Here is a 23,418-nt window from a genome sequence, read left to right on the forward strand (position 1 = left end):
GGCACAGGGAACAACTGACGGGCGGCTGCCCGTACCTGCCTGGAGGCAGAAGCCTCCAGACCTCCCCTTTGTTTTTTATGACAGAACGAAAAGGGGTCTGGGGAGATCCTCCCCAGAGTGGGTTCGGGCGAGTGCCCGATGGAAAGGTTTGGGTTCGGGCGAGTGCCCGATGAAAAGGTCTGGGTTCGGGGGTCCCCCTCCTCCCACTCCTTCGTAATGATGGTAAAACCGGGGCCAGACCGCGCCCCCACCCCGCAGGGAGACCGGACGCATGCTGACCTATCCGTGGACCGACAACCCGGCGGCGGGCACGCTGATTCCCGTGGCCCCCGGCGTTTCGTGGCTGCGGATGCCGCTGCCCTTCGCGCTGGACCACATCAACCTGTGGGTGGTGGAAGACGGCGACGGCGTCGCCCTGATCGACACCGGCGTTGCCACCCCCGACACCCGCGCCCTGTGGGAAAGCCTGTTTACCGGGCCGCTGGCCGGGCGCAGCGTGACGCGGGTGTTCTGCACCCACTTCCACCCCGACCACATGGGGCTGGCCGGGTGGCTGTGCGACCGCTTCGGCTGTGAACTGTGGGCGACGCTGGGGGAATGGACCTTCGGCATGATGCTGTCGCTGGACCAAACCCCGGAGTTCACCGAACGGCAGGTGGATTTCTACCGCCCGCTGGGCTTCACGCCCGACCAGCTGGAAAAGGTGCGGGCACGGCGCAACCCCTACGCCCCGCGTGTGGCCGCCCTGCCCCGCCGCATCAGCCGCCTGACCGATGACCAGACCCTGTGGATCGGCGAAAACCTGTGGCAGGTGATCGTCGGGCGCGGCCACTCGCCGGAACACGCCTGCCTGTACTGCCCGGCGCTGGATGTGCTGATCTCCGGCGATCAGGTGCTGCCGCGCATCAGCCCCAACATCAGCGTCTGGCCGCAGGAACCCGACGCCGACCCGCTGGCCCTGTTCACCGAAAGCCTGCGGATCCTGCGCCATCAGGTGCCGGACTCCGCGCTGGTGCTGCCCAGCCACGGGCGGCCCTTCCACGGCCTGCACGCCCGCATTGACGACCTGCTGGCCCACCACGCCGACCGCCTGCACGTCTGCGAAGAGGCCTGTGCCGACCGCCCGCACACGGCGATGGAGCTGGTGCCGGTGCTGTTCAACCGGGCGCTGGACGACCACCAGACCTACTTCGCCCTCGGCGAAGTGCTGGCGCACCTGCACTTCCTGATCGGACAGGACCGCATCGACCGCCTGACCGCCGAAGACGGCACCTACCGCTATTACGCGGTGCGGTGAGGGGACGAGGGGAGGATTAAGGCAGGGTCTGCCTCCTTCCCCTCGGATAATCCGGGATTCAGTGAGGACCGGCCGGAATGATGCAACACCTTGATACCGCCGATAAAGTGCGCCGCGAGGTTGCCCCACGCACCGCCCAAAAGCATAAGTCCGCGCTGGGGCAGTTCATGACGCCTGCGAGCATCGCCCGCTTCATGGCGGGTATGTTCCCCCCCAGTTCTCTCGGCACCTGCCGCCTGTTGGATCCGGGGGCGGGTGTCGGCGCCCTTTCCTGCGCCTTTCTGGACCGCTGGATGGCCGGAGACTTCAGCTTCGAGACCGTACAGGCAACAGCCTATGAGGTGGACGGGGCGTTGCAGGAGCACCTCAAGCAACATCTTGGGGCCTACAGCACGGTTCAGGCAGACATTATTTCAGGGGATTATATCGAACTGGCAACCGCCGCGCCTTTGCAGGCCGCAGGCTACACCCACGCCATTCTCAATCCACCCTACAAAAAGATCAGCAGCAGGTCAGCCCACCGGCTGGCGCTGCGGTCTGTCGGGATTGAAACAGTCAACCTGTATTCGGCCTTCGTCGCCCTGGCTGTGGCACAGGCCGGACCGGGCGGCCAGATCGTGGCAATCATCCCCCGCAGCTTCTGTAATGGCCCGTACTATCGCCCGTTCCGCGATTTCATCTTTCAGCGTGCCGCCATCTGCCACATGCACCTCTTCGCGTCACGCAATAAAGCCTTCAAGGACGATAACGTCCTTCAGGAAAATATCATCATCCGCCTTGAACGTGGTGGCCGACAGGGGCCGGTAACGATCACCACATCGACAGACGACAGCTTCACCGACCTTACGACCAGCGAACACCCCTTCGACCGGATCGTAGTGCCGGATGACCCCGAACGGTTCATCCACGTGCCCACCACAACTGAGAAAAGCGCCATTGAGCTCTCGCCCGCCGTGCGGTACTCGCTGGCTGAGCTTGGCCTCAAAGTCTCCACCGGGCCTGTGGTGGACTTCCGGCTGAAAGACCATCTTCGTGCCATGCCTGAAGAGGGGACGGTGCCACTGATTTACCCCGGACACCTGCGCGGTACCGGGGCCCTATGGCCGCTGCCCGGACTGAAAAAGCCAAATGCAATCATGCGCAACGCCGAGACCGAAAAGTGGCTTTATCCGAATGGCTTTTATTGTGTGGTAAAGCGTTTTTCATCAAAGGAGGAGAAGCGCCGCATCGTCGCAAGCGTGATTGATCCTTCGGCCTTTGGCGGCTGCACCGCTCTGGGCTTTGAAAATCACATGAACCTCTTTCACGAGAACAAGGGCGGCTTGCCAGAACCTCTGGCCCGGGGACTGTCTATTTTCCTGAACTCCACCGCCGTGGACGAAAATTTCCGCCGCTTCAACGGCCATACGCAGGTCAACGCAACCGACCTCAAGCTGATGAAATACCCGGGCCGCGAAGCACTGATCGACCTGGGTGTCTGGGCCAGACAGTACAGCACAATCACGCAGGAAATGATTGATGTGCAACTCGGAAAGCTGACAGCATGACCGACAGAAAAACCGAATACATCGACGCTGCCCAGCACATCATCGTTTCTTTGGGCCTCCCCCGGGCACAACAGAACGAGCGATCCGCCCTGGCCCTGCTGGCCCTGCTGAATCTCACACCGGGCAAACCATGGACTGCGGCAGAAACCCCACTTATCGGCATCACACCGATCATGGACTGGGCACGCGAGCACTATGGTAAAGATTACGCGCCAAATACCCGCGAGACATTCCGCCGCCAGACCATGCACCAGTTCTGCGATGCCGGACTGGCCCTTTATAACCCGGATCAGCCAGACCGCCCGGTGAACAGCCCGAAGGCGGTCTATCAGATTGAACCCGCCGCCCTCAAGCTTCTGCGGTGTTTCGGGACCGATCAATGGCAGGACACCCTTGCCGCCTATCTGGCCGCACGGGAAACCCTGATTGCCAGATATGCGAAAGAGCGCGAGCAAAACCGCGTCCCGGTCAAAGTCGCACCGGGGACGGAAATCACTCTCAGCCCCGGCGAACACAGCGAACTTATCCGGGCCATTATCGAGGACTTCGCCCCCCGCTTTGCACCGGGGAGCGTCCTGGTCTATGCCGGTGACACCGGCGACAAGTGGGGCTATTTCGACGCCGCCCTGCTGGCCGAACTCGGTATCCGTATAGACACACACGGCAAGATGCCGGATGTCGTCTTACACTTTACGCAAAAGAACTGGCTGCTTCTGGTCGAGTCCGTCACCAGTCACGGCCCGGTCGATGGGAAACGCCACGCCGAACTGGCAAAGCTCTTTGCCGGTTCCAAGGCCGGGCTGGTCTATGTAACAGCTTTCCCCAACCGTTCCATCATGGGCCGCTATCTTGGCGAAATCGCGTGGGAGACGGAAGTGTGGGTGGCCGATGCACCGTCACACCTGATCCACTTCAACGGCGTGCGCTTCCTTGGCCCATACCCGGCTGAGAACTGAGAATCTGATAGACATATAACTTCAGTCGCAAAGATCGCTTTATGAATAGGCGAGAAGTCCAATAAAACTCCCGGGGCCGGGCCACCGTCTTGAAACAAGCCCACCCCTTTGGTGTTCTTAACAAACCGAAAAGGGGTTTGGGGCCAATGGCCCCAAGCGGGTCCGGACGGCAGCCCGGGGGGACACCGCCGACCGGCACCCCCTTCTCCGCCGTCCGGCCCGCGCTTACCCCACCGGGGCAGCTTCCGGGGCGGTGATGTACTTGCTGATATCCACCTCGTCCATCTGCTCCGGCAGCAGGAAGCGTTCGGCATAGGTGCGGTAGACGCCGGAGGTCAGGAACAGGTCGAACAGGTCGCCGTCGATGTGCTTGTCCTTCTTGAAGAACGACAGGATCTTCACCGATTCCGACAGACTCTTGGCCTTTTTGTACGGGCGGTCGGAGGCGGTCAGTGCCTCGAAGATATCGGCGATCGCCATGATGCGGGCCGGGATTGACAGGCTGTCGGCATCCAGCTTGCGCGGATAGCCGGTGCCGATCATGGTTTCGTGGTGGGTTCCGGCGTATTCCGGCACGCGCTTCAGATGCTTGGGGAACGGCAGACCTTCCAGCATGGCGATGGTCTGCATGATGTGTTCGTTGATCTTGAAGCGCTCTTCCTCCGACAGCGTACCCCGGCTGACCGACAGGTTGTAGACTTCGCCGAAGTTATACAGCGCCTCGGGGATTTTGGTCTGGAAGCCGAGATCCTTGTAGCGTTCCAGCCCGCCCGGCGGGCGCGGAATGATGTGCCACGGCTTGTCGTCCAGCAGCTTTTCCTGCACCGGCAGCGCCGGGGCTTCGGCCGGGAAACGCTTCAGTTCCTCATGCGACAGGCCGAGGCGGTCATCCAGCGTGCGGGTCCATTCCTGAGCGCCGATCTGCTTCAGGCGTTCCACCTTGTCCGGGGCCATAAACTCGCCGCCGACGTTACATTCGGCGAGGAAGGCGAAGTCCTCGCGCAGCTGGGCCTGCCGTTCTTCCAGCCGGGCGCGCAGGGCCGGTTCGTCCTCCTGCCCGGCGATCAGGCCGCGCAGGTAGTCGATCATCGCGTCACGCAGCAGCACCTCGAAGCGGGTCCGCACCTCGTGGATACGGTTGTAGATGGTTTCCAGCTTGGTGGCCTTATCGACCACGTATTCCGGCGTCACCACCTTGCCGCAGTCGTGCAGCCACGCCCCGATCTTGAATTCGCGCCATTCTTCCTCAGTCCGGAAGGCGAAGTCGGCCAGCGGGCCGCTGCTGACCTTCCCGGCTTCCTCGGCCAGCATCAGCGCCAGTTCCGGCACCCGTTCGCAGTGGCCGCCGGTATAGGGCGACTTGGCGTCGATGGCCCCGGCGATGATCTTGATCATCGAGTCCATCAACTCTTCCTGCGCATCCAGAAGCTGGCGGTTATACAGGGCGGTGGCCGCCTGTGCCGCCAGCGCTTCGACAAAGCTCTGGATATCCGGGTCGAAGGGGATGATGTCGCCGGTGCCCGGCACCCGGGCATTGATCAGCTGCAACGCCCCGATCACCTCGCCGCCGCGCGGCTTCAGCGGCACGGTCAGGAACGACTGTGACCGGTAGCCGTTGCGCTGGTCAAACACCTTGGTCCCGGAGAAGTCAAACTGTGCCGAATCATAGGCATCAACGATGTTGACGGTCTTTTCGGTGTTGACGCAGTAGCTGACCACGTTGTTGTGGTTCGGCTTGCCCGCCGCATCGCGCAGCGGCACCGCCGGAATCTCCGGCAGATCCCCCGAGGCCCCGCCGACCGCCACCTTCAGGGTGTCGTTGCGCAGGATCTGGAAGCGCAGGGTTTCGTCTTCGGTGCGGATGTACAGGGTGCCGCCGTCGGCGTTTGTCAGGTCCTTCGCCCCCATCAGGATCTTTTCCATCAGGGTGTTGCTGTCCTTTTCCGCCGACAGGCCGATGCCCAGCCGCACCAGCTTTTCCAGCTTGCTCTGCGCCAGTTCCAGCGCATTGGCCTTGCTGGCCAGCGATCCTTTCATCGACTCAAAGGCACCGGCCAGCGCATCGAATTCGATGATCATCGAATCCTTGGGGCTGGAGCCGGAGAAATCAAAACCCTGCACCCGCTGCGCTTCAGCAGCCAAAGCCCGGACGGTGGAGGCCAGACGGCCGGAGGCAATCACCGCCACCGGCAGGATGATCAGCATCACCACCGCGATCAGCAGCAGCGTGCGGTGCTGCATGGTGCGGATATGGCCGGTGAAGTCCTCAAACGGGGCCACCACGGCAATGCTCAGGGACTGACCGCCGGGGGCTTTCCAGTCGCTGATATGGGTCATCATCGCGGTGCCGCCGACATCCAGATGATGCATGCGCGGCCCCTGACCGGACGCCAGAACCGCCCCCAAGGCCGCCCCCAGCGGGACCGGGGCGGTTTCCAGTGCCGACAGCGGCGGCAGGCTGCCGAGCAGGCCGCTGCCCGCCGCCAGCACCTTACGCTGGCCGTCCAGCACCACCACCCCGCCATTGGCGGAAATCTTCTGACCGCTGATAAACTCCGCCAGCCCGGCGAGGGTGATATCCACCCCGACCACCCCGTCGCCGCCGTCACCAGCGCGATCACCGCCAGAATGGCCGTGGTCACGCTGACCTGAAAGCGCAGCCGGAACCGCCCTGCCTGCCCCATCCCCAGATCCCTACCCTGTTGGACTACCCCCGGTACCGTGGGTACAGATACAACCCCACGATGGGGAGAGCTTACCCGGTTTCGCACTGCATCAAAAGCGGGAATGACGGGGCGGACGGGCGGGGGCAGCGGCGGACGGTCACTCCATGTATTCCGACACCTCAATCAGGTTGCCGTCGGGGTCGCGGAAATACACCGACCGGATCGGCCCGGTGGCCCCGGTGCGCATCACCGGCCCCTCCTCCACCGTCACCCCTTCCGCCGTCAGGTGGGCGATCACCGCTTCCGTCCCGCCCTCGGCAATCAGGCACAGGTCGGCGGATCCCGGGGTCGGGCGGGCCGCCTTCGGCTCAAACTCCTTGCCGGCCTGATGCAGGTTGATCTTCTGGGGGCCGAAGGTCAGGGCGGTGCGCCCGGCCCCGAAGGTCACCACATCCATCCCCAGCACCCGCTGATAGAAGGCGGCGGTGGCCTCGATACTGGCCACCGTCAGCACCAGATGATCCAGCCACAGGATTTTCATCGTCGATCTCCTGAAATCCGTTACAGCAATCCGGTTTTTTCCAGCGCCAGCAGCCCGGCGGTGCCGATCAGCATCAGGCCGAACAGCGCCCTCAGCCGCCGTTCCGGCAGGGCATGGGCCAGCGCCACCCCGGCGGAAACGGTCAGCACCCCGCCGACCGCCAGCGCCGCCCCCAGCGGCCAGTCCACCCGCTGCGCCCGGGCGTAACTCAGCAGGGCCGCCGCCGAACTGGGCGACACCATCGCCAGCGCCACCCCCTGCGCCGCCCGCTGCCCCAGCCCGAACAGCCCGGTCAGCAGCGGCGTCGCCACCAGCCCGCCGCCGACCCCCAGCAGCCCCATGCAGCCGCCCCCGGCGACCCCGACCAGCGGCATCAACCTCTGCCGGGAAGACGGCGGCGCGCCCGCCGCGGCCTCTGCCCCCTGCCTGCGCCACTGGCCAAGCCCGACCACCACCAGAAACCCGGCAAACACCAGTTGCAGCACCTGCGGGTTGATCCCCTGCGCCACCTGCGCCGCGCCATAGGTGGTCAGCGTGCCCGCCAGCGCCACCCGCAGCGTGCCCCGGCCCAGCCCGCCGGGGCCGCGCCGCCAGTACCGCCACCACGCCATCACCAGATTGGGTACCATCATCGCCAGTGCCGTGCCCTGCGCCAGCGTCTGGTCCATGCCAAAGCCCAGCACCAGCACCGGAATGGCAATGATGCCGCCGCCGATGCCGAACAGCCCGCCGAAAAAGCCCAGCACCGCGCCGATGCCCAGCGCCGCCAGAAAGGGAAGCAAAAGGGAAATCACAGGATCCATCAGGACAGAACCGCCGTTGTTCAGAATAAGGGATCGGGGGGGGAGCCCGGTTTCCCCCACCTTATTCATGCCTGAACGGCGCATAAATGGGGCAGATCTTCCGTCAGCCGTGCGTTTAAGGTAAGAATGAACAGATGGATGTCCCCTCCGATCTCGCCTTTTTCGCCACCCTCGCCCGCCACGGCACACTGGCCGCCGCCGCGCAGGACCTTGGCATCACCGCCCCCGCCGTCAGCCGCCGCCTGAGTGCGCTGGAATCCCGGCTGGGGGTGCGCCTGCTCAACCGCACCACCCGCCGCCAGAGCCTGACCGCCGAAGGGGAGCGCTACCTGAACGAAGGCCGCCGCATTCTGGCCGACCTCGAGGCGCTGGAACGCAGCCTGACCGCCGCCCGCGACACCCCGCGCGGCCTGCTGCGCATCAACACCGGCATCGGCTTCGGCCGCCGCCACCTTGGCCCCGCCGTCAGCGACTTCACCCGCCGCTATCCGGAAGTTGAGGCCATCCTCCACCTCAGCGACCGGCCGATGGATCTGGCCGCCGAAGGCTTCGACCTGTGTACCCGCATCGGGCTGGGCAGCGATACCGGCCTGATCAGCCGCAAAATCGCCACCAACCACCGCTTCCTCGCCGCCGCGCCGGACTACCTCGCCCGCCACCCGGCCCCGCAGACCCCGCACGACCTGCAACACCACCAGTGCATCGTCATCCGCGAATACTTCGGGGCCTACAACAGCTGGCCGCTGGTCTGCGGTGACCGCCGCGTCACCGTCAAGGTCAGCGGTGCGCTGGCCAGCAACCACGGCGAAGTGGCGGTGGACTGGGCACTTGCCGGACACGGAATCATCCTGCGCTCCCAGTGGGATATCGCCCGCGACCTGCGCGCCGGGCGGCTGGTGCGGGTGCTGCCGGACTGGTGCGGCGTCGATACCGACATCTACGCCCAGACCCTGCCGCGCCTTCAGACCTCGGCCAAAGTCACCGCCTTCCTCGACTTCCTCACCGACCGCTTCGCCGATCACCGCCGGTCGGAGGAATACTGGTAGAGGGTAGCGGGGGATGCGGGATGCGGAAGGATGCGGGCGGCAGGATGACGGCGCTGGATGATGGCGGGCGCTGGATGATGCGGGCGCTGCCCGCCCCCGCCGGGAGGCGCGGCCTCCCGGACCCCGTCGAGGGGGGCCGGGGCGCGGTTGCCGTGCCCCTCATGCCGGCTGTTTCAATCCACGCTCCCCCGTGAGGGAGCGACGGGCCGGGTCCTCGCCAAACGGCACCGGGGACCGCAGTTTCAATCCACGCTCCCCCGTGAGGGAGCGACGCCTGCGGTGGGATCCTCCGGCGCGCCGCCGCCCGGTTTCAATCCACGCTCCCCCGTGAGGGAGCGACCGGCGATGAGCTTCCTTGTTGAAGAGTTGGGGAAATGTTTCAATCCACGCTCCCCCGTGAGGGAGCGACGCGCGACGAGACCGCTGGCAACGGCGGCGGGGAAGTTTCAATCCACGCTCCCCCGTGAGGGAGCGACCAGCGAGATTGCCACCCAGCTCATGGTACAGGCCGGCGTTTCAATCCACGCTCCCCCGTGAGGGAGCGACCGGCCCCGGTGTCACACTCCTCGACGGTGGCCGTGTTTCAATCCACGCTCCCCCGTGAGGGAGCGACTCAAGCGTTGGCACGCGGTGGCACGGCGGTTCGAGGTTTCAATCCACGCTCCCCCGTGAGGGAGCGACCGGGTACCGGGCACAGCCTTGACCCACAAGCCAAAATACACCCTCTACCGCGAACCGGCAAATCCCTCCTGACATTCCGCGTCATCGTTCCACAGTCGGAACTATTTATCCTGCAAATTCAACCTCTTCCGTCACCGCGAACCCCCCGGAGTCGCAGCACCCGCTTGCGGTTCGCGGTGGAAACAGAAATCCCCCGGCCCGGCACAGCAGGCCGGATCCGGGGGATCTGTAACCAGACTCAGATCAGCAGGCTTTTTGGGTCAAGCCTTTTTCCCGAAAAAGGCTTGGGTCCCACCGTCCAAAGGACGGTCCCCTGCCCCGTCCCCGGCCTTACTCCGCCGCCGCGCGGGCTTCGGCGCGGCGGGCGCGGGCGCGGCTGGCGATCTGCCAGCGGACGACATCGACCAGCAGGAAGGCCAGCAGGCTGACCCCCATCACCGGCAGGGCGTACCCGAGACCGGCGGCGACCAGCACGCTGCCGACTTTCCACAGCGGGGACAGGGCCTGCCATGCCTTCACCACGGTGCGGGCCGGGGTGCCGGGGGCCGGGCGGCGCTTCCACCACAGGCTGTAGCCATAGACGATGGACATACAGAGCGCCGAGCCCAGCGCCACCATCACGATCTGGTTGATCAGGCCGAACTTGATGCCCATGTGGATGTCGATGCCCCAGCGGATCAGCTTGGGGATGATCGTAAAGGTATCGAAATCGGCGCGGCTGGTGATAGTCATCGTGCGCGGATCAATGGCGATGGTATCGACCTGCGTCGGGGTGGAGCGGTCGTATTCCCGCACCATCCATGCCTTTTCCGGCACCTTGGACGGGCGGATTTCCATCAGCGGGCTGTCGATGCCGCCCTTGATGGCGGTGGCGTAGACCGCGTCGATCAGCGCCGCCGGATCGGGCACGGCCCCGGCGGGAGCATTGGCGACGGCAGCGGCGGCCATATGCTGGGCGTGGTCGGCATGGTCCGCCGAGACCGCCGGAGCGGCCGGGGCCGCCGGATCAATCTTCAGCGAGACGGACGGCGTCACCCAGCCCAGCGACATCCGCAGGGCATCAATGTTATCCCCGGCGTACTTCGACCACGTCAGGCCGGTGATCGACAGGAACGCCAGCCCCAGCGCCACCCACAGGCCGGTGGTGCTGTGCAGGCGGCGGGTGCGCGCCACCGGCGTGATCCGGGCACCGGAGGCCACGGCGGCGGCATCGCCCTTGCGGCGCGACAGCCACAGCACCACCCCGCCCAGCGTCGCCAGCCACAGCCACGACGCCGCCAGTTCGCTGTAATTCCGCCCCAGATCGCCCAGCATCAGATTGCGGTGGAACTTGTCGATCGCCAGCCGCAGCGGCAGCACCCCGGAGGTGCCATAGACCGTCAGGTCACCCCGGATTTCCAGCGTCACCGGATCGACGAAAACCGCCTGCGTTTCGGACTCGCCCAGCTTGGGGTCGGTGAACATCACGCGGGTGGTGCGGCCCGGCGCGGTGGCCGGACGCACGGCAAACACCGGGCGGCCATCCTTCAGATAGGCGCGGGCGGCATCCACCTGATCGCCCAGACTGCGGGCCGGGCCGGTGCTGGGGGTGGTCAACGCATCGCGGAAAAGCGCGTTCTCAATCTGCGGGGTCAGGACGTAGAGAACGCCGGTGACGGCGGCGATCAGGATGAACGGGCCGACGAACAGGCCGACGTAAAAATGCAGCCGCAGGATAAAATCCAGAATCTCGCGGCGCAGGCCGGCGGAAGGCGCAGCAGCGGGGGTGCCAACCGGCGGCACGCCGGAGGGAGCTGTGGTGGTCATGACGGAAAGGCTCCGTGAAAACAGGGATGGGGTCCGCCCCCGCCGGAGAAACCCCGGCAGGACGGCGGACGGATCACACAGTCATCACGAAAACAGGGGTGGCCCCCGGGCCGACAGGCGCAGCGGCGGCCCGGACGGGACCGGGGTACTGACCGCACTGTCCCACAGCCGCGCCACCACCGGGGTCCCCGGCAGCGGCAGCAGCACCGTTGCCCGCAGCAGCAGCGGCGCGGCGGCACAGGCGGTCTGGCACACCACGCCGCAGTCATGCCGGGTCACTCCGCCCCCGGACTCAGGGCCAGAGACCATCCCGGCATCGGTACACAGGATCAGGGCATCACTGCCCAGCCCGATGCCCTGCGGCAGCACCGGCCCGCCCAGAAACGCCTGAAGCAGCAGCACGCAGACCGTTATCAGAACGGTCCACTGCGCTGTCAGGCTGCCGGGCGGCAGTCTGTTCCGGGCCAGAGGGCCAGCGGGCGCTCTGCGGAATAGGGGGGCTGCGGGTGTGGTCATTCCCCTGCTGTGCCATAACCGCACCGCGCTGTCACGCCCCTTTTTACGGCCGGAAAAGAGGCTTTCCCCTTACATGATAAGGACATAAACAAGATGTACTATCATACCCCAGCCATCAGCCATGGGCCCCCAGCGGCAGGATCGCCCGGTGCCCGGAGGGGGAGACCAGAATTTCCGCCTCAATCCCATAGACCCGGCGCAGGGCATCGGGGCTGATCACCGTCTCGAACGGTCCATCCCCGGCCACCCGGCCCTGATGCAGCAGCAGGATGCGGTCGGTGTGGCGGGCGGCAAGGTTCAGGTCGTGGATGGCAATCACGACCAGCGCCCCGGTCCGCTGCACATAGGCCCGCAGCCGGTCGAACACCTGCATCTGGTGGCGGATGTCCAGCGCGCTGGTGGCCTCGTCCAGCAGCAGCAGATCCGGCTGACGCAACAGGCGCTGCGCCAGCAGCACCAGCTGCTGCTGCCCGCCGGACAGGATGTTCATGCTGCGGTCGTGCAGCCCGGCAATCCCGAACTCCTCCAGCGCGTGGATCGCCGCGTCCAGATCGGTGGCCTTTACCTGCCAGCCCAGCCGTTCATGACGGCCCAGCAGCACCGTCTCGGTCACGGTCAGGTCGGCCTGTACCAGCGCGTGCTGCGGCATATAGCCGATTTTCCCCAGCTCCACCGGCCTGCCGTGCCAGCGGATGGTGCCCGAGAACGGCAGCAGGGTGGCAATGGCGTTGATCAGGGTGGATTTTCCGGTGCCGTTGGGGCCGATCAGGCCGACGATCTGGCCGGGCTGCAACGTACAGCCCACGGTGTCCAGAATGGTGGTCCGCCCCCGGCGGACGCCGACGGATGTCAGATCAAGGGTCATGCGGTCAGCCCCCCTTCCGGCCACGCCGGGTGATGATGGCAAACAGGATCGGCACCCCGGCCACCGCCGTGATGATGCCGACCGGGATCACCGCACCGGGGGAGATCAGCTTGCCGAACACCGATGCCCCGATCAGGATCACCGCCCCGGTGACCGCCGCCAGCGGCAGGGCAAAGCGGTGATCTTCCCCCACCAGCGTGCGGGCGGCATGGGGCGCGATCAGCCCGATAAAGCCGATGGTGCCGACAAACGACACCGCCCCCGCCGTCAGCACCGCCACCAGCAGAAAGGTCCGCCGCCGCACCGCCTCGACCGGCACCCCGAGGCTCAGCGCCCCGGCATCGCCCAGCCGCAGCGTGGTCAGCGCCCAGATATCGCGCAGCACAAAGGGCAGGCTGCCCGCCAGAATCACCGCGCAGACGGTCACGCTGGTCCAGGTGGCTTTCAGCAGGCTGCCGAACAGCCAGAACACGATCTGCTGCAACACCTCCGGCGAGGCCAGAAACTGTAACAGCGACTGCACCGACTGGAAGAAGAACAGAACGGCGATACCGCCCAGCACCAGAATTTCCGGCGAGGCGCTGCGCAGCCGGGCCACCAGATAGACCAGCCCGCAGGCCACCAGCGTCATCGCAAACGCCGAGGCCGGAATCACCAGATAGGACGGCAGCGGCACCAGACCGCCGAACATGATCGCCAGCGCCGCGCCAAACCCGGCGGCGGCGGAAAAGCCCAGCGTGAACGGGCTGGCCAGCGGGTTGCCGAGGATGGTTTGCATCTGCAATCCGGCCAGCCCCAGACAGGCCCCGACCAGCGCCCCCATCAGGGTCTGCGGCATCCGCAGATCCCACAGGATTGTGGCAACCCCCCGGCTGGCCCCGTGCGGGCCATCGGCCAGCCCTTTCAGCACCACCGGCAGCGGCATCCCCGATGGCCCGGTGGTCAGGTCCAGCATCATCAGCAGGGCCAGCACCAGCACGGCGGCGACAATCATCGCCACCCGCCGGGCCGATGCGCGGCGGTAGGCACCGCGCATCGTTTCCGCAGACATCACACCCGTCATCGGGCAGCGGGGCTGTACGGCAGGACGAACACACCGTCTGCCGCCACCGGCAGCCATTTGGCGTAGTAATCGCGGATGTTGCGGTCCGGATCGACATCGCTGAACGCCTCGGGATACAGCTGCTTGGCGATGTACTGGGCATAAACGAAGTCAGACAGGGTGCGCGCCCCGCCATGGTACAGGGCATGGACCCCGGCATTTTTGACCGCCGGAAGATCCGACCAGCCCGGGCGCTTCAGGTACGCCGCCATCCGCTCGCGGGCCACCGCCGGATCAGCGCCGAAGCCGACCGTCACCGCTTCCGGCTTGTTCAGCCATTCCGACCCGCACAGGAAGATCAGGTCCGGCTGCTGCGCCAGCACGTATTCCGGGCTGAGCGGCCCCCAGTTGCCGATCTGTCCCTTGGCGATGTTCTGCCCGCCAAGCTGCTCGATCAGCGCCCCCCACATGGTGGTGCCGTAGGAATTACCGACCTGCGACGGCCCCTTCTGCGCCAGTTCGACATAGACCTTTTTGGTGGTCGGTCCGGCCTTGGCGATGCGGGCCTCGATATCCCGGAAGGCGTTCTTATAGTTTTCCGCCAGCGCCTGCGCCCGGTCCTCGGTGCCCAGCAGCTTGCCCAGCGCCAGCGTGGAGGTGACATGCTTCTCGATGGTCTGGGCGTTGTAATCCAGCACCACCACCGGAATCCCCGCCGCCTCGATCAGCTTCACGCCTTCTCCCAGCGCGTCATAGTTCCACGCCCCCAGGATCAGCAGATCCGGACTGGCGGCAATCACCTTCTCCACCGAGAAAGTGTTGTCCTCGGTATTGCCGATATCCGGCAGGGTGGTCAGCTTCGGGAAAACCTTGGCGTAGGCCTCAAACTGCCGGGGCCGCCAGTCTTTCCAGGTCGGCAGGGCCAGCGCCACCACCTTGTCCATGGCACCGGGGCCGCCGACCGCCAGATAATCCTCGTAATAAAAGCCCAGCGCCACCCGCTCCGGCACCTTCGGCACGGTGACGGTGCGCCCTTTCACATCGGTGACGGTGATGTCAGCAAGGGCGGGGCCGGTCAGGGCCGCACCGAACAGGAAGGCCCCGGCCAGCAGGCGGGCGGAAGCACGCAGAGCGGCAGAAAACATGCTCATGACGGAAATGCTCCGTGAAAACAGGGATGGGGTCCGCCGCCGGAGACACCCCGGCAGAACGGCGGACGGATCACACAGTCATCACGAAAACAGGGGTGGCCCCCGCGCCGACAGCCGCAGCGGCGGCCCGGACGGGGCCGGGGTGCTGACCGCACTGTCCCACAGCCGCGCCACCACCGGGGTCCCCGGCAGGGGCAGCAGCACCGCCACCCGCAGCAGCAGCGGCCCGGCGGCACAGGCGGTCTGGCAGACCACGCCGCAGTCATGCCGGGTCACTCCGCCGCCGGACTCAGGGCCAGCGGTCATCCCGGCATCGGTACACAGGATCAGGGCATCCTCGCCCAGCCCGATGCCCTGCGGCAGCAGCGGCCCGCCCAGCAACGCCTGAAACAGCAGCACGCAGACCGTTATCAAAACGGTCCACTGCGCTGTCAGGCTGCCCTGTGGCAGGCCATGCCGGGGCAGGCTGCGGGCAGAAAGGGGGGCGGATGCGGTCATCCCCCTGCTGTGCCATAACCGCGCCGGGCTGTCACGCCCCTTTCCCCCGTCGCAGCGCAGGGGAATTTATATTAAATTTTCACTATATATTATTCCTGCCCCACCCGGACTTGACTCCCGCCGACAGTCCCCCATCCTGCCAGAGGTTTCCTTCGCCTGTCTTTTTCGCCCTCTCTAGTCACCGGACCGGATTACAGACCCATGGCTTCACGTTCCCGCAGATTCAGACGGTATGGCTCCTCCCGCCGCAGGGGGCCGGGACGGATGCTGACACTGCTGGTTCTGGCCGTGCTGGGGGCCGGGGCGGCCTATCTGCTGCTGTGGCCGGTGCCGATCACGCCCCGGGCGTGGCAGGCCCCGGTGGATGCCGGATATAGCGGCCCCCATGCCGCCAACACCGGTCTGGCCGGGGTGCACCGCATCGGCCTTGGCGGGGCGGACGGGCCGGAACACATTGCCATCGGCCCGGATGGCCTGCCCTATGCCGCCGTCCATGACGGGCGGATCCTGCGGCTGGATCCGGCGGGCGGCCTGCCGCAGGAAGTGGCGGTCACCGGTGGCCGGGTGCTGGGCTTTGCCTTTGACCAGACCGGGCGGATCATCGCCGCCGATGCCCTGCGCGGGCTGGTCGCCATCAGCCCGGACGGCGTGGTGTCCCCGCTGCTGACCCAGATCGGCCCCGGTGACCCGCTGATCTATCCCAACAGCGTTATCATCGCCGCCGAGGGGACGGTGTACTTCACCGCCTCCTCCACCCGGTTTGACCCGGCGCGCTGGGGCGGCACCTTCAACGCCAGCCTGCTGGATATTCTGGAACAGTCGGCCACCGGGCGGGTGCTGGCCTATTCCCCGGCAGATGGCCGGGTGCGGGTGGTGGCGCGGGGCTTAAGCTTCGCCAACGGCATCGCCCTGTCGGCGGACGGCACCCGTCTGCTGGTGGCGGAAACCGGGCGGTACCGCATCTGGTCAATCGACCCGAAGGCGCAGGCAGTGGATGTTTCCACCCTGCCGCCGGAGGGGGATGCCTCGGCACGGGTGCTGCTGGAGGACCTGCCCGGCTACCCCGACAACCTGATGCGCGGCCGCGACGGGCGGACCTGGGTCGGCCTGACCAAGGCCCGCAGCCCGGTGATCGACCATCTGTCTGCCCTGCCGGAACTGCGGGCGGTGATCCTGCGCCTGCCGCGCAGCCTGTGGCCGGTGCCGCGCCCCTATGGCCATGTCTTCGCCTTTGATCCCGATGGCCGGGTGACGGCGGACCTTCAGGACCCCGCCGGAGCGACCCCGGACACCAGCGGCGTCACCGAAAGCGGCGACCGGCTGTATCTGCAAAGCCTGACCGCTGACTTTGTCGGCTGGCGGCCTGCGCCTTAATCCCCCTCCCCTTCCTCTGCCAGCGGTGACCGCCGATGATCGCCAGCCCTGCCGCCCTGCTGTCCCCCGTGATCCTGTTCTTCCTGCTGGGGGCCGTTGCCGCCTTTGCCCGGTCTGACCTGACGGTGCCGGAGGCGGTGGCCAAGGGCATTTCGCTGTATCTGATGGCCGCCATCGGCCTGAAGGGCGGCGTCGAGGTGGCGGTCAGCGGCTTTACCACCGATATGGCGCTGGCGGCGCTGGCCGGGCTGACGCTGTCGGTCCTGCTGCCAGTGCTGGCCTTTGCGCTGCTGCGCTCCTTCGGGCGGCTGGACCGCCTGAACGCCGGGGCGGTGGCGGCGCATTACGGCTCGGTGTCGGTGGTGACCTTTGTCACCGGGGTGGAGGTGTTGACCACCGGCGGCATGCCCCCGGCGGGCTATATGGTGGCGGTGCTGGCGCTGATGGAGCTTCCGGCGATCATCGTCGGCCTGCTGCTGGCCCGGGGCCGGGGCGATGATGCCGGAGCCGGGGCCGGGGCGGGCGGCCAGTCCACCGGATCCCTGCTGCATGAAACCCTGCTGAACGGATCGGTGGTGCTGCTGGCCGGCAGTTTTGTGATCGGGCTGGTGATCGGCAAGCCCGGCTTTGCCACCATCGCCCCGGTATTTGAAACCGGCTTCCGGGGGGTACTGTGCCTGTTTCTGCTGGATATGGGGCTGGTGGCCGCCCGCCGCCTGCGGCAGGCCCGGTCCCTGACCCTGCGGCTGGCCCTGCTGGGCATTGCCATGCCGGTGATCAACGGGGCGCTGGGGGTGGGGCTGGCGGCCCTGACCGGCCTGTCCCCCGGATCGGCGGCGGCGCTGGGGATGCTGGCCGCCAGTGCCTCCTATATCGCGGTTCCGGCGGCGCTGCGTCTGGCGCTGCCACAGGCTGACCCCGGCCTGTATCTGGCCATGTCGCTGGCGGTGACTTTCCCGTTTAACATCACGTTTGGCCTGCCGCTGTATATTTCCCTCGCCGTCTGGATGGTGCCCGCATGACGACCACGACCCTTCGCCGCAAAGTCGAAATTCTGGTGGACTCCCCGCTGGTGCCGCGCATTGCCGCCACCGCCGCCGGGGTTGGCGTCACCGCCTATACGCTGGTGCCGACCCTCGGCGGGGCCGGGCATGGCGGGGAATGGAGCGACGATCAGGTGACCGGCGCTGATTCCAAAGTGATTTTCACCACCGTCACCACCGAAGAGAAAGCCGCCGCCCTGACCGATGCCCTGACCCCGCTGCTGGAAAGCCACGGCCTGCTGCTGCTGATCAGCACCGTCGAGGTGGTGCGCGCCCAAAAGTTCTGAAAACCGGAGTTCTGAAGACCGGAGTTCTGAAATCCGCCGCGGCGCGCCCTACGCCCCCGCGCTGAAGCGGCGCTGGCTGTAGGCGGTCAGGGCCGCCGCCCCGGCCTCAGGCGGCAACAGGCCATCCAGATGCAGGCAGGCCAGCCCGTGCACCAGCGCCCATGCCTCCGCCGCCGCCTGCCGCAGGGTTTCCTCCGGGGCCAGCGGTGCGGTCTCAAGGCACTGCATCAGCAGCCCGAAAGCCTGCCCGGCCGGGTTGCTGGCATCGGCGGCCTCCACCGCCACCCGCCCCGGCCCGCCGCTGCCGAACATCAGCCGGAACAGACCGGTGTTGGCTCCGGCAAAGGCCAGATAGGCCCGCCCCGCCGCCGCCAGCCGCTGCGGCCCGGCCGGATCCGCCGCCCCCACCGTAACTGTCCCCACCGCCCCTGTCAGGGTGGCGGCAAACTGCCGGAACCCCTCCGCCGCAATCGCCGCCACCAGAGCCTGCTTATCCGGATAATGGCGGTACACCGCACTGGCGCTGACCCCCAGCCCCCGCGCCAGTTCCCGCAGGCTGACCGCCTCCAGCCGTCCGGCGGCCACCATCGCCAGCCCGTCGCGCAGCAGCGCCCCTTTCAGGTCACCGTGATGATAGGTTTCCCGCGTCATATCCTGCGTCATATGTTGACACCGTTCTCATTAGAGCCGATATGTAATCATCGTTCACATATCGGGTTCCGCCCGCCGCCGCAAGCCCCGCCTGCCGGAGAAACCGCCATGAAAGACCTGCTGCTGGCCGCCGGTCATCACCTTGCCGCCTTCACCCTTGTCGCTGCCCTCGGCGCTCAGGCGTTGCTGCTGCGCCTGCCGCTGCGGCCGGACACCCTGCGCCTGCTGGCCCGCACCGACCTTGTGTATGGCGTGGCGGCAGCGGCGGTGCTGGGGCTGGGTGGCTGCCGGGTGATGTGGGATGGCACTGCCAAGGGGGCCGCCTTTTACGCCGCCAGCCCGCTGTTCTGGGCCAAGCTGGCGGTATTTGCCGCCGTCGGCCTGCTGTCGGTATTCCCGACCCTGCGCTTCCGCCGCTGGGCCCGCCAGCCACAGGCCATACCGCCGGAACAGGCCGCCAGCGTCCGCCGCTGCGTCATGGCGGAACTGGCGCTGCTGCCGCTGCTGCCCATCCTGGCGGCGGCCCTTGCCCGCTCCGGCTGACCCTGTAAGGGACCAAAGAGTCCCGCCCGCTCAGGCGGCAGAAATAACCCACGCCGTCACCATGCCGTCGAGCAGCGGCACCGCCTCCAGCCGCCACGTCCCGGCCATGGCGGACAGGATCCGGTCCAGTCCCGCACGGTCCACCACCCGCGCCGGGGTCCGGGTGGCCGCCCACAGCAGCAGCCACCCGCCCCCTCCGGCTCCCCCTCCGGACTGCACCAGCCAGCGCAGGGCGTGGCGCAGGGTCATCCGGGCCGATGGCTCCACCAGCAGCAGCTGCCCGCCCGGAGCCAGCCGGGCCAGCAGCTGCCGCAACGCCGCCGCCCGGTCCGGCACCACCGCCAGCAGAGACCCCGCCGACACCACCGATACCGGATCCCACCCGGTCAGATCCTCCAGCGCTGCGGTGCGGAACCGCAGCCGCCGCAGCCGGATCAGCGCATCATTGGCCGGGTGCAGGGCCGCCGCCGCGATCATCGCCGGATCGCGGTCAACGGCGGTGACGGTGTAGCCCCGGACCACCGCCAGCCGCGCCAGCAGCCCGGGGCCACAGCCGACATCCAGCCACGCCGCCCCGTCGGCCCCCGGCGGCAGCAGCGCCACTGCCCGGCGGTGCAGGTCTTCGTAAAACCCCGCCGCCTGCACCCGCCGGAACAGCGCCGCCGCCAGCCAGCCCATCAGGCCCCGGCCTTGCTGTCATCCGCCTGCGGCCAGCACAGCAGCAGGACCACCACAAAGATCACCGGCAGGAACGACGCGGTGCTGACCTGCGCCAGCGTCACCGCCCCGGCCAGCAGGAAGCGCAGGGTGACCAGCCAGTCCAGTGCCTGAATCACCACCATCGCCCCGATCCACGGCCGCGCCGCCGCCGGATTGCGGGCCGCCAGCCCCATGCCATAGGCGAAGGCCAGAAACCGCGCCGCCATCATGCCAAACAGCCAATCTGCCCAGCCGGGGGCCGGAGAAAACCCCAGCACCGCCGCTGTCTGCGCCGGGGCGATCAGAAACCCCAGCCCCAGCACCGCCTGCACGGCGGCAATCCCCCACAGGGTGACGGTCAGCACCCGGGCCCGGCGCAACGGGCGCACGGGCACGGTCACGGATGCGCCCGGCATCCGGTTCAAACGTGGTGTCATGATGTGGTGTATCCCCTTACAGCCCCGGCCAACGGGCCCGATGCCCCCCCGACGCTGCCAGTGCCGGAACTGTAGACTTTTGACTTTGCGGCGGGAAGGAGTTACTTTTTGGTAACTATTGGAAAAATCACTACTTTTCCCCAGAAAAGTGGTCCGCCCCGCCGGAGGCCACAATGCCGCCCGAGTCAGCCGCCCCCACGCCCTCCTCCTCCTCCGACGTTCTGCCTGCTGCCGTCGGCCCCTGCCAGCCGGACTGTCCGGTGGCACGGGCTGCCCGCATTCTCGATGGCCGCTGGACCACCCGCATCCTGCGCGATCTGCTGGGCGGCACCCGCCGGTACTCCGAGCTGTTGCACTCCCTGTCCGGGATCAGCCCGAAGGTGCTGTCGCAGCGGCTGCGCCTGCTGGAGCAGGAAGGGATCATCCACAAGACCACCACTCCGACGGTCCCGCCCCGCACCGATTACAGCCTGACCCCGCTGGGGGAACAGGTCCGCCCGGTGGTGGAGGCGATGGCGGTGTTCGGGAACAGACTTCAGGATCCGTCCTGACGTTCTGATCTGATCCGTCAGTCCCAGCGGAGGATCCGGCGGTAGGCATACCATGTGGCATGCCCCAGCAGCGGCAGCGTCACCATCAGGCCCAGAAAGCCGGTCAGCAGGCCCAGCACCGTCAGGGCGGTGATGATCGCCGCCCACAGCAGCATCGGCCCCGGATTGGCCAGCACCGCCAGCCCGCTGAGGTATCCGGCGGCAAAGGCATCCACCTTGCGATCCAGCAGCAGCGGCAGGCTGAAGGCGGAGAAGGTGAAGCCGATCACCGCCATCACCCCGCCGACCCCGGTGCCGACCGCCAGAAACAGCAGCCCGTCCGGGGTCAGCAGGGCCTCCAGCGTGGCATGCCACGTCAGCGAGGTATAGGGGAAGAACAGCGCGAAGATCAGGGCGGCGATCCGCACCCAGATCATCATGAACAGCATCAGCAGCAGCCCGGCGGTGATGACATGGAAGCTGTTGGCCTGCCACGCGTTCAGCGCCCGCCACAGCGACGGTGGGCGGCCCTGCTCGGCATCGCGCGACAGGGCGTAAAACCCCAGCGCCAGCAGCGGCGCCACCAGCAGGAACCCGGCGATCATCGGGGTGATCAGATACAGCATCCCCAGCGCCTTCAGCCCGAAGGCCAGCCCGTAGCCGATGGCGACAAACACCGCGCCATAGGCGGTGCTGCGGCCCGGATGCCGCAGATAATCGCGCCAGCCCAGCCGCAGCCAGCCCCAGACATCGGCGGTGCTGATCAGCATCACACGGTCACCGTAGGGCAACATGTTCAGGCTGCGGCGCTTATCCGCCGCCTGCCGGGCCGCGGCGGACGCAGCACCGGACGCAGCACTGGAAGCAGCACTGGAAGGCGTGTCAGGGGCAGTGTCAGGGGCAGTATCAGGAGCTGTCATGGCGGGTCATCCCAACCGGGGCACCGGCTCCATTATGGAACCGTTCTACAGTACAGCAAGCAGGCATCGGGCCATCGCGGTCGACTCCCCTAAACTTTGCAGGGTATCCCTCCCCCCGGCCTCAGGGACCAAAGCCGAAAAGAGTAATCATTTTAATGGAGCAACGGGTATGATATGAGGGCGCCGGTCATGGGCCGTGGCGCGGCTTAAGGCCCGGCCCCACCACAGGCGGTCCGTCCGGAACAGTGGCAGCAGAGATGCCGGGAACCATGCCACACGAGCGAAAGGCCACCATGATCAGCACCATAAAGAGCATGCCGTCTGTCAGGGGCCCTGCACTGTGTCAGCACTGACCCTCAGCGGCACCCTGGATCAGCAGTGGCAGCCCGCCTTTACCCTGATCGCGGCCCTGCTGCGGGGCGACCGCGCGGCCGCCCGCCACTACGCGGAAACAGTGGACAGCACGGACCTCAGCGCCATGCTGGTGCGCCATGGGGTGGCGCTGGCCCTGCCCGCCGCCTCTGCCCTGAGCGATACCCTGCCGGAACCGCTGACCACCGCCCTTTCCGAGCGCCAGAAGAGAGCCGCCATGGCCGTGCTGAAGCGGGCCTTGACCATCTCCATGGTCGCCAAGGCCTTCAACAGCGCCCGGATCCCCTTTCTGGTGATCAAAGGCATCGCCTTTGCAACTCTGTTTGACAAATTCTCGAACCGGGAAGGGGCGGATATCGACCTGCTGGTTCATCCGCAGGACCGCGACCGCGCCCTGACCTGCCTTCAAGGCCTGGACTACCGCCTGTCCGACGTCACTCCGGCCGGACTGGATGCCCATTTTGCCACCGACCATGCGGTCTCCCTGCACCGGAGCGGCCCGTGGCCGATGATTGAGCTGCACCTGCGGTTCGGGTACGACGACCGCCAGTTTCCCATCGCCCTGTTCGATCCGTGGTCCCACGTCACACAGGTGCGGATCGGCAACACCGATGTCCCGACGCTGGACAAGGTGCAGGCGGTGGTCTACGCGGCGGTGCACGGGACACGGCATCACTGGAACCGCCTGATGTGGCTGGTTGATATCGTCTGGGCGCTGGAAGACCCGGACCTTGACTGGCAGGCGGTGCTGACCTTTGCCCGCAGGCTGTCGGTCGAACGGCAGGTGATGCTGGCGGTGAGTCTGGCGGAAGGCCTGCTGGCGGCAAAAGTACCCGCCGCCGTCCGGGCAGAGGACCGCCAGCGTCAACGGGTCAGGCCGCTGGCGGCGACCCTTGCCCCGGTGCTGGATGATCTGCCCGGCGGGCGCTGGGATCTGGCGCTGTACATCGGCCTTGGCCCGTATATCCGCTGGCTGTTCGTCCTGCACGAGACCGGGCGCGCCAAGTTCGGGCTGCTGCTGTTCCTGCTGGCCACCACGCAGGAAGACCGGGATTTTCTGCCGTTGCCGCCGTGGCTCGGCTGGGCCTATCCCGTGGTGCGGGGTCTGCGCATCCTGCGGCGGCGTCTCCCCCGGAAATAATCCCCT

23 protein-coding genes and 1 CRISPR repeat array are annotated in these 23,418 nt (G+C 66.9%); of the genes, 10 read left to right on the forward strand and 13 right to left on the reverse strand.

What is annotated here, in order from left to right; all coding sequences use genetic code 11:
* Window positions 1-271 precede the first annotated feature (271 nt).
* From FHS48_RS08450 to FHS48_RS08460, 3 genes are all read left to right on the forward strand, one after another.
* The gene (locus tag FHS48_RS08450) at window positions 272-1,297 is read left to right on the forward strand and encodes an MBL fold metallo-hydrolase (protein WP_184263126.1); all 1,026 of its coding nucleotides are present in this window, start codon (window positions 272-274) and stop codon (window positions 1,295-1,297) included.
* 77 nt (window positions 1,298-1,374) lie between these two features.
* Window positions 1,375-2,844 (forward strand): Eco57I restriction-modification methylase domain-containing protein, encoded by a 1,470-nt coding sequence (locus FHS48_RS08455; RefSeq protein WP_184263127.1) that lies wholly within the window; start codon window positions 1,375-1,377, stop codon window positions 2,842-2,844.
* A complete protein-coding gene (locus FHS48_RS08460; protein WP_184263128.1) occupies window positions 2,841-3,800 on the forward strand; it encodes a BsuBI/PstI family type II restriction endonuclease in 960 nt (319 codons plus the stop codon). Before FHS48_RS08455 ends, FHS48_RS08460 begins: the two co-directional genes overlap by 4 nt.
* Before the next feature lie 225 nt (window positions 3,801-4,025).
* Here FHS48_RS08460 and FHS48_RS08465 read toward each other — a convergent pair whose 3' ends face one another.
* From FHS48_RS08465 to FHS48_RS08475, 3 genes are all read right to left on the reverse strand, one after another.
* Window positions 4,026-6,383, reverse strand: a complete 2,358-nt coding sequence (locus FHS48_RS08465) for an HD domain-containing phosphohydrolase (RefSeq protein ID WP_311769109.1) — start codon at window positions 6,381-6,383, stop codon at window positions 4,026-4,028.
* Between the two features lie 240 nt (window positions 6,384-6,623).
* Complete coding sequence (locus FHS48_RS08470) at window positions 6,624-7,007, reverse strand: VOC family protein (RefSeq protein ID WP_184263129.1); 384 nt, start codon at window positions 7,005-7,007, stop codon at window positions 6,624-6,626.
* Window positions 7,008-7,027: 20 nt separating this feature from the next.
* Complete coding sequence (locus FHS48_RS08475) at window positions 7,028-7,810, reverse strand: sulfite exporter TauE/SafE family protein (RefSeq protein WP_184263130.1); 783 nt, start codon at window positions 7,808-7,810, stop codon at window positions 7,028-7,030.
* Between the two features lie 134 nt (window positions 7,811-7,944).
* On the opposite strand from FHS48_RS08475, the gene FHS48_RS08480 reads away from it, so the two are divergent.
* Window positions 7,945-8,856, forward strand: coding sequence for a LysR family transcriptional regulator (locus tag FHS48_RS08480; RefSeq protein WP_184263131.1), 912 nt, complete (start codon window positions 7,945-7,947; stop codon window positions 8,854-8,856).
* 170 nt (window positions 8,857-9,026) lie between these two features.
* A CRISPR array of direct repeats spans window positions 9,027-9,537; the repeat unit is 33 nt; unit sequence GTTTCAATCCACGCTCCCCCGTGAGGGAGCGAC.
* A 330-nt stretch (window positions 9,538-9,867) separates the two neighbouring features.
* On the opposite strand, the gene FHS48_RS08485 is transcribed toward FHS48_RS08480, so the two are convergent.
* The 6 genes from FHS48_RS08485 to FHS48_RS08510 all read right to left on the reverse strand — a co-directional run bounded on the left by FHS48_RS08485 (window position 9,868) and on the right by FHS48_RS08510 (window position 15,415).
* Window positions 9,868-11,343, reverse strand: coding sequence for a PepSY-associated TM helix domain-containing protein (locus tag FHS48_RS08485; protein WP_184263132.1), 1,476 nt, complete (start codon window positions 11,341-11,343; stop codon window positions 9,868-9,870).
* An 84-nt stretch (window positions 11,344-11,427) separates the two neighbouring features.
* A complete protein-coding gene (locus tag FHS48_RS08490) occupies window positions 11,428-11,745 on the reverse strand; it encodes a hypothetical protein (RefSeq protein ID WP_184263133.1) in 318 nt (105 codons plus the stop codon).
* A gap of 229 nt (window positions 11,746-11,974) precedes the next feature.
* A complete protein-coding gene (locus FHS48_RS08495; RefSeq protein WP_184263134.1) occupies window positions 11,975-12,724 on the reverse strand; it encodes an ABC transporter ATP-binding protein in 750 nt (249 codons plus the stop codon).
* Window positions 12,725-12,728: 4 nt separating this feature from the next.
* Window positions 12,729-13,775 (reverse strand): FecCD family ABC transporter permease, encoded by a 1,047-nt coding sequence (locus FHS48_RS08500; protein ID WP_260402397.1) that lies wholly within the window; start codon window positions 13,773-13,775, stop codon window positions 12,729-12,731.
* A gap of 8 nt (window positions 13,776-13,783) precedes the next feature.
* Entirely contained in the window at window positions 13,784-14,917 is a 1,134-nt protein-coding gene (locus FHS48_RS08505; protein WP_221443429.1) for an ABC transporter substrate-binding protein, read from the reverse strand.
* A gap of 81 nt (window positions 14,918-14,998) precedes the next feature.
* Complete coding sequence (locus FHS48_RS08510) at window positions 14,999-15,415, reverse strand: hypothetical protein (protein ID WP_184263136.1); 417 nt, start codon at window positions 15,413-15,415, stop codon at window positions 14,999-15,001.
* Window positions 15,416-15,679: 264 nt separating this feature from the next.
* Here FHS48_RS08510 and FHS48_RS08515 point away from each other — a divergent pair, with 264 nt between their 5' ends.
* Genes FHS48_RS08515 through FHS48_RS08525 form a run of 3 tightly spaced genes read left to right on the forward strand, consistent with a single transcriptional unit; the run spans window position 15,680 to window position 18,119 of the window.
* A complete protein-coding gene (locus FHS48_RS08515) occupies window positions 15,680-16,789 on the forward strand; it encodes an SMP-30/gluconolactonase/LRE family protein (protein WP_260402398.1) in 1,110 nt (369 codons plus the stop codon).
* 35 nt (window positions 16,790-16,824) lie between these two features.
* Window positions 16,825-17,811 (forward strand): sodium-dependent bicarbonate transport family permease, encoded by a 987-nt coding sequence (locus tag FHS48_RS08520; protein ID WP_184263138.1) that lies wholly within the window; start codon window positions 16,825-16,827, stop codon window positions 17,809-17,811.
* Window positions 17,808-18,119 (forward strand): P-II family nitrogen regulator, encoded by a 312-nt coding sequence (locus FHS48_RS08525; protein ID WP_184263139.1) that lies wholly within the window; start codon window positions 17,808-17,810, stop codon window positions 18,117-18,119. The genes FHS48_RS08520 and FHS48_RS08525 overlap by 4 nt, the downstream gene beginning before the upstream one ends.
* A gap of 48 nt (window positions 18,120-18,167) precedes the next feature.
* Here FHS48_RS08525 and FHS48_RS20425 read toward each other — a convergent pair whose 3' ends face one another.
* Complete coding sequence (locus tag FHS48_RS20425) at window positions 18,168-18,782, reverse strand: TetR/AcrR family transcriptional regulator (protein ID WP_184263140.1); 615 nt, start codon at window positions 18,780-18,782, stop codon at window positions 18,168-18,170.
* Between the two features lie 96 nt (window positions 18,783-18,878).
* Between FHS48_RS20425 and FHS48_RS08535 the strand changes: the two genes are divergently transcribed.
* A complete protein-coding gene (locus FHS48_RS08535; RefSeq protein ID WP_184263141.1) occupies window positions 18,879-19,313 on the forward strand; it encodes a DUF2214 family protein in 435 nt (144 codons plus the stop codon).
* A 30-nt stretch (window positions 19,314-19,343) separates the two neighbouring features.
* Here the strand turns inward: FHS48_RS08535 and FHS48_RS08540 are convergent, their stop codons facing one another.
* Both FHS48_RS08540 and FHS48_RS08545 read right to left on the reverse strand, forming a co-directional pair.
* Window positions 19,344-19,991 (reverse strand): class I SAM-dependent methyltransferase, encoded by a 648-nt coding sequence (locus FHS48_RS08540; protein ID WP_184263142.1) that lies wholly within the window; start codon window positions 19,989-19,991, stop codon window positions 19,344-19,346.
* The gene (locus FHS48_RS08545; RefSeq protein WP_184263143.1) at window positions 19,991-20,413 is read right to left on the reverse strand and encodes a hypothetical protein; all 423 of its coding nucleotides are present in this window, start codon (window positions 20,411-20,413) and stop codon (window positions 19,991-19,993) included. Before FHS48_RS08545 ends, FHS48_RS08540 begins: the two co-directional genes overlap by 1 nt.
* A gap of 209 nt (window positions 20,414-20,622) precedes the next feature.
* Between FHS48_RS08545 and FHS48_RS08550 the strand changes: the two genes are divergently transcribed.
* Entirely contained in the window at window positions 20,623-21,000 is a 378-nt protein-coding gene (locus FHS48_RS08550; protein ID WP_221443430.1) for a winged helix-turn-helix transcriptional regulator, read from the forward strand.
* A gap of 17 nt (window positions 21,001-21,017) precedes the next feature.
* On the opposite strand, the gene FHS48_RS08555 is transcribed toward FHS48_RS08550, so the two are convergent.
* Window positions 21,018-21,899 (reverse strand): DUF2189 domain-containing protein, encoded by an 882-nt coding sequence (locus FHS48_RS08555; RefSeq protein ID WP_260402399.1) that lies wholly within the window; start codon window positions 21,897-21,899, stop codon window positions 21,018-21,020.
* A 340-nt stretch (window positions 21,900-22,239) separates the two neighbouring features.
* Between FHS48_RS08555 and FHS48_RS08560 the strand changes: the two genes are divergently transcribed.
* Entirely contained in the window at window positions 22,240-23,412 is a 1,173-nt protein-coding gene (locus FHS48_RS08560) for a nucleotidyltransferase family protein (RefSeq protein ID WP_184263144.1), read from the forward strand.
* The last annotated feature ends 6 nt before the right edge of the window (window positions 23,413-23,418 follow it).

Origin of the sequence: Novispirillum itersonii, from assembly GCF_014205675.1 — a bacterium.
Lineage (GTDB): Bacteria > Pseudomonadota > Alphaproteobacteria > Rhodospirillales > Rhodospirillaceae > Novispirillum > Novispirillum itersonii_A.

Coding starts and splice junctions, on each gene's coding strand:
- FHS48_RS08450 (WP_184263126.1), top strand. CDS start 272: ATGCTGACCTATCCGTGGACCGACAACCCGGCGGCGGGCACGCTGATT.
- FHS48_RS08455 (WP_184263127.1), top strand. CDS start 1,375: ATGATGCAACACCTTGATACCGCCGATAAAGTGCGCCGCGAGGTTGCC.
- FHS48_RS08460 (WP_184263128.1), top strand. CDS start 2,841: ATGACCGACAGAAAAACCGAATACATCGACGCTGCCCAGCACATCATC.
- FHS48_RS08470 (WP_184263129.1), bottom strand. CDS start 7,007: ATGAAAATCCTGTGGCTGGATCATCTGGTGCTGACGGTGGCCAGTATC.
- FHS48_RS08475 (WP_184263130.1), bottom strand. CDS start 7,810: ATGGATCCTGTGATTTCCCTTTTGCTTCCCTTTCTGGCGGCGCTGGGC.
- FHS48_RS08480 (WP_184263131.1), top strand. CDS start 7,945: ATGGATGTCCCCTCCGATCTCGCCTTTTTCGCCACCCTCGCCCGCCAC.
- FHS48_RS08485 (WP_184263132.1), bottom strand. CDS start 11,343: ATGACCACCACAGCTCCCTCCGGCGTGCCGCCGGTTGGCACCCCCGCT.
- FHS48_RS08495 (WP_184263134.1), bottom strand. CDS start 12,724: ATGACCCTTGATCTGACATCCGTCGGCGTCCGCCGGGGGCGGACCACC.
- FHS48_RS08500 (WP_260402397.1), bottom strand. CDS start 13,775: ATGTCTGCGGAAACGATGCGCGGTGCCTACCGCCGCGCATCGGCCCGG.
- FHS48_RS08505 (WP_221443429.1), bottom strand. CDS start 14,917: ATGAGCATGTTTTCTGCCGCTCTGCGTGCTTCCGCCCGCCTGCTGGCC.
- FHS48_RS08510 (WP_184263136.1), bottom strand. CDS start 15,415: ATGACCGCATCCGCCCCCCTTTCTGCCCGCAGCCTGCCCCGGCATGGC.
- FHS48_RS08515 (WP_260402398.1), top strand. CDS start 15,680: ATGCTGACACTGCTGGTTCTGGCCGTGCTGGGGGCCGGGGCGGCCTAT.
- FHS48_RS08520 (WP_184263138.1), top strand. CDS start 16,825: ATGATCGCCAGCCCTGCCGCCCTGCTGTCCCCCGTGATCCTGTTCTTC.
- FHS48_RS08525 (WP_184263139.1), top strand. CDS start 17,808: ATGACGACCACGACCCTTCGCCGCAAAGTCGAAATTCTGGTGGACTCC.
- FHS48_RS20425 (WP_184263140.1), bottom strand. CDS start 18,782: ATGACGCAGGATATGACGCGGGAAACCTATCATCACGGTGACCTGAAA.
- FHS48_RS08535 (WP_184263141.1), top strand. CDS start 18,879: ATGAAAGACCTGCTGCTGGCCGCCGGTCATCACCTTGCCGCCTTCACC.
- FHS48_RS08540 (WP_184263142.1), bottom strand. CDS start 19,991: ATGGGCTGGCTGGCGGCGGCGCTGTTCCGGCGGGTGCAGGCGGCGGGG.
- FHS48_RS08550 (WP_221443430.1), top strand. CDS start 20,623: ATGCCGCCCGAGTCAGCCGCCCCCACGCCCTCCTCCTCCTCCGACGTT.
- FHS48_RS08555 (WP_260402399.1), bottom strand. CDS start 21,899: ATGACAGCTCCTGATACTGCCCCTGACACTGCCCCTGACACGCCTTCC.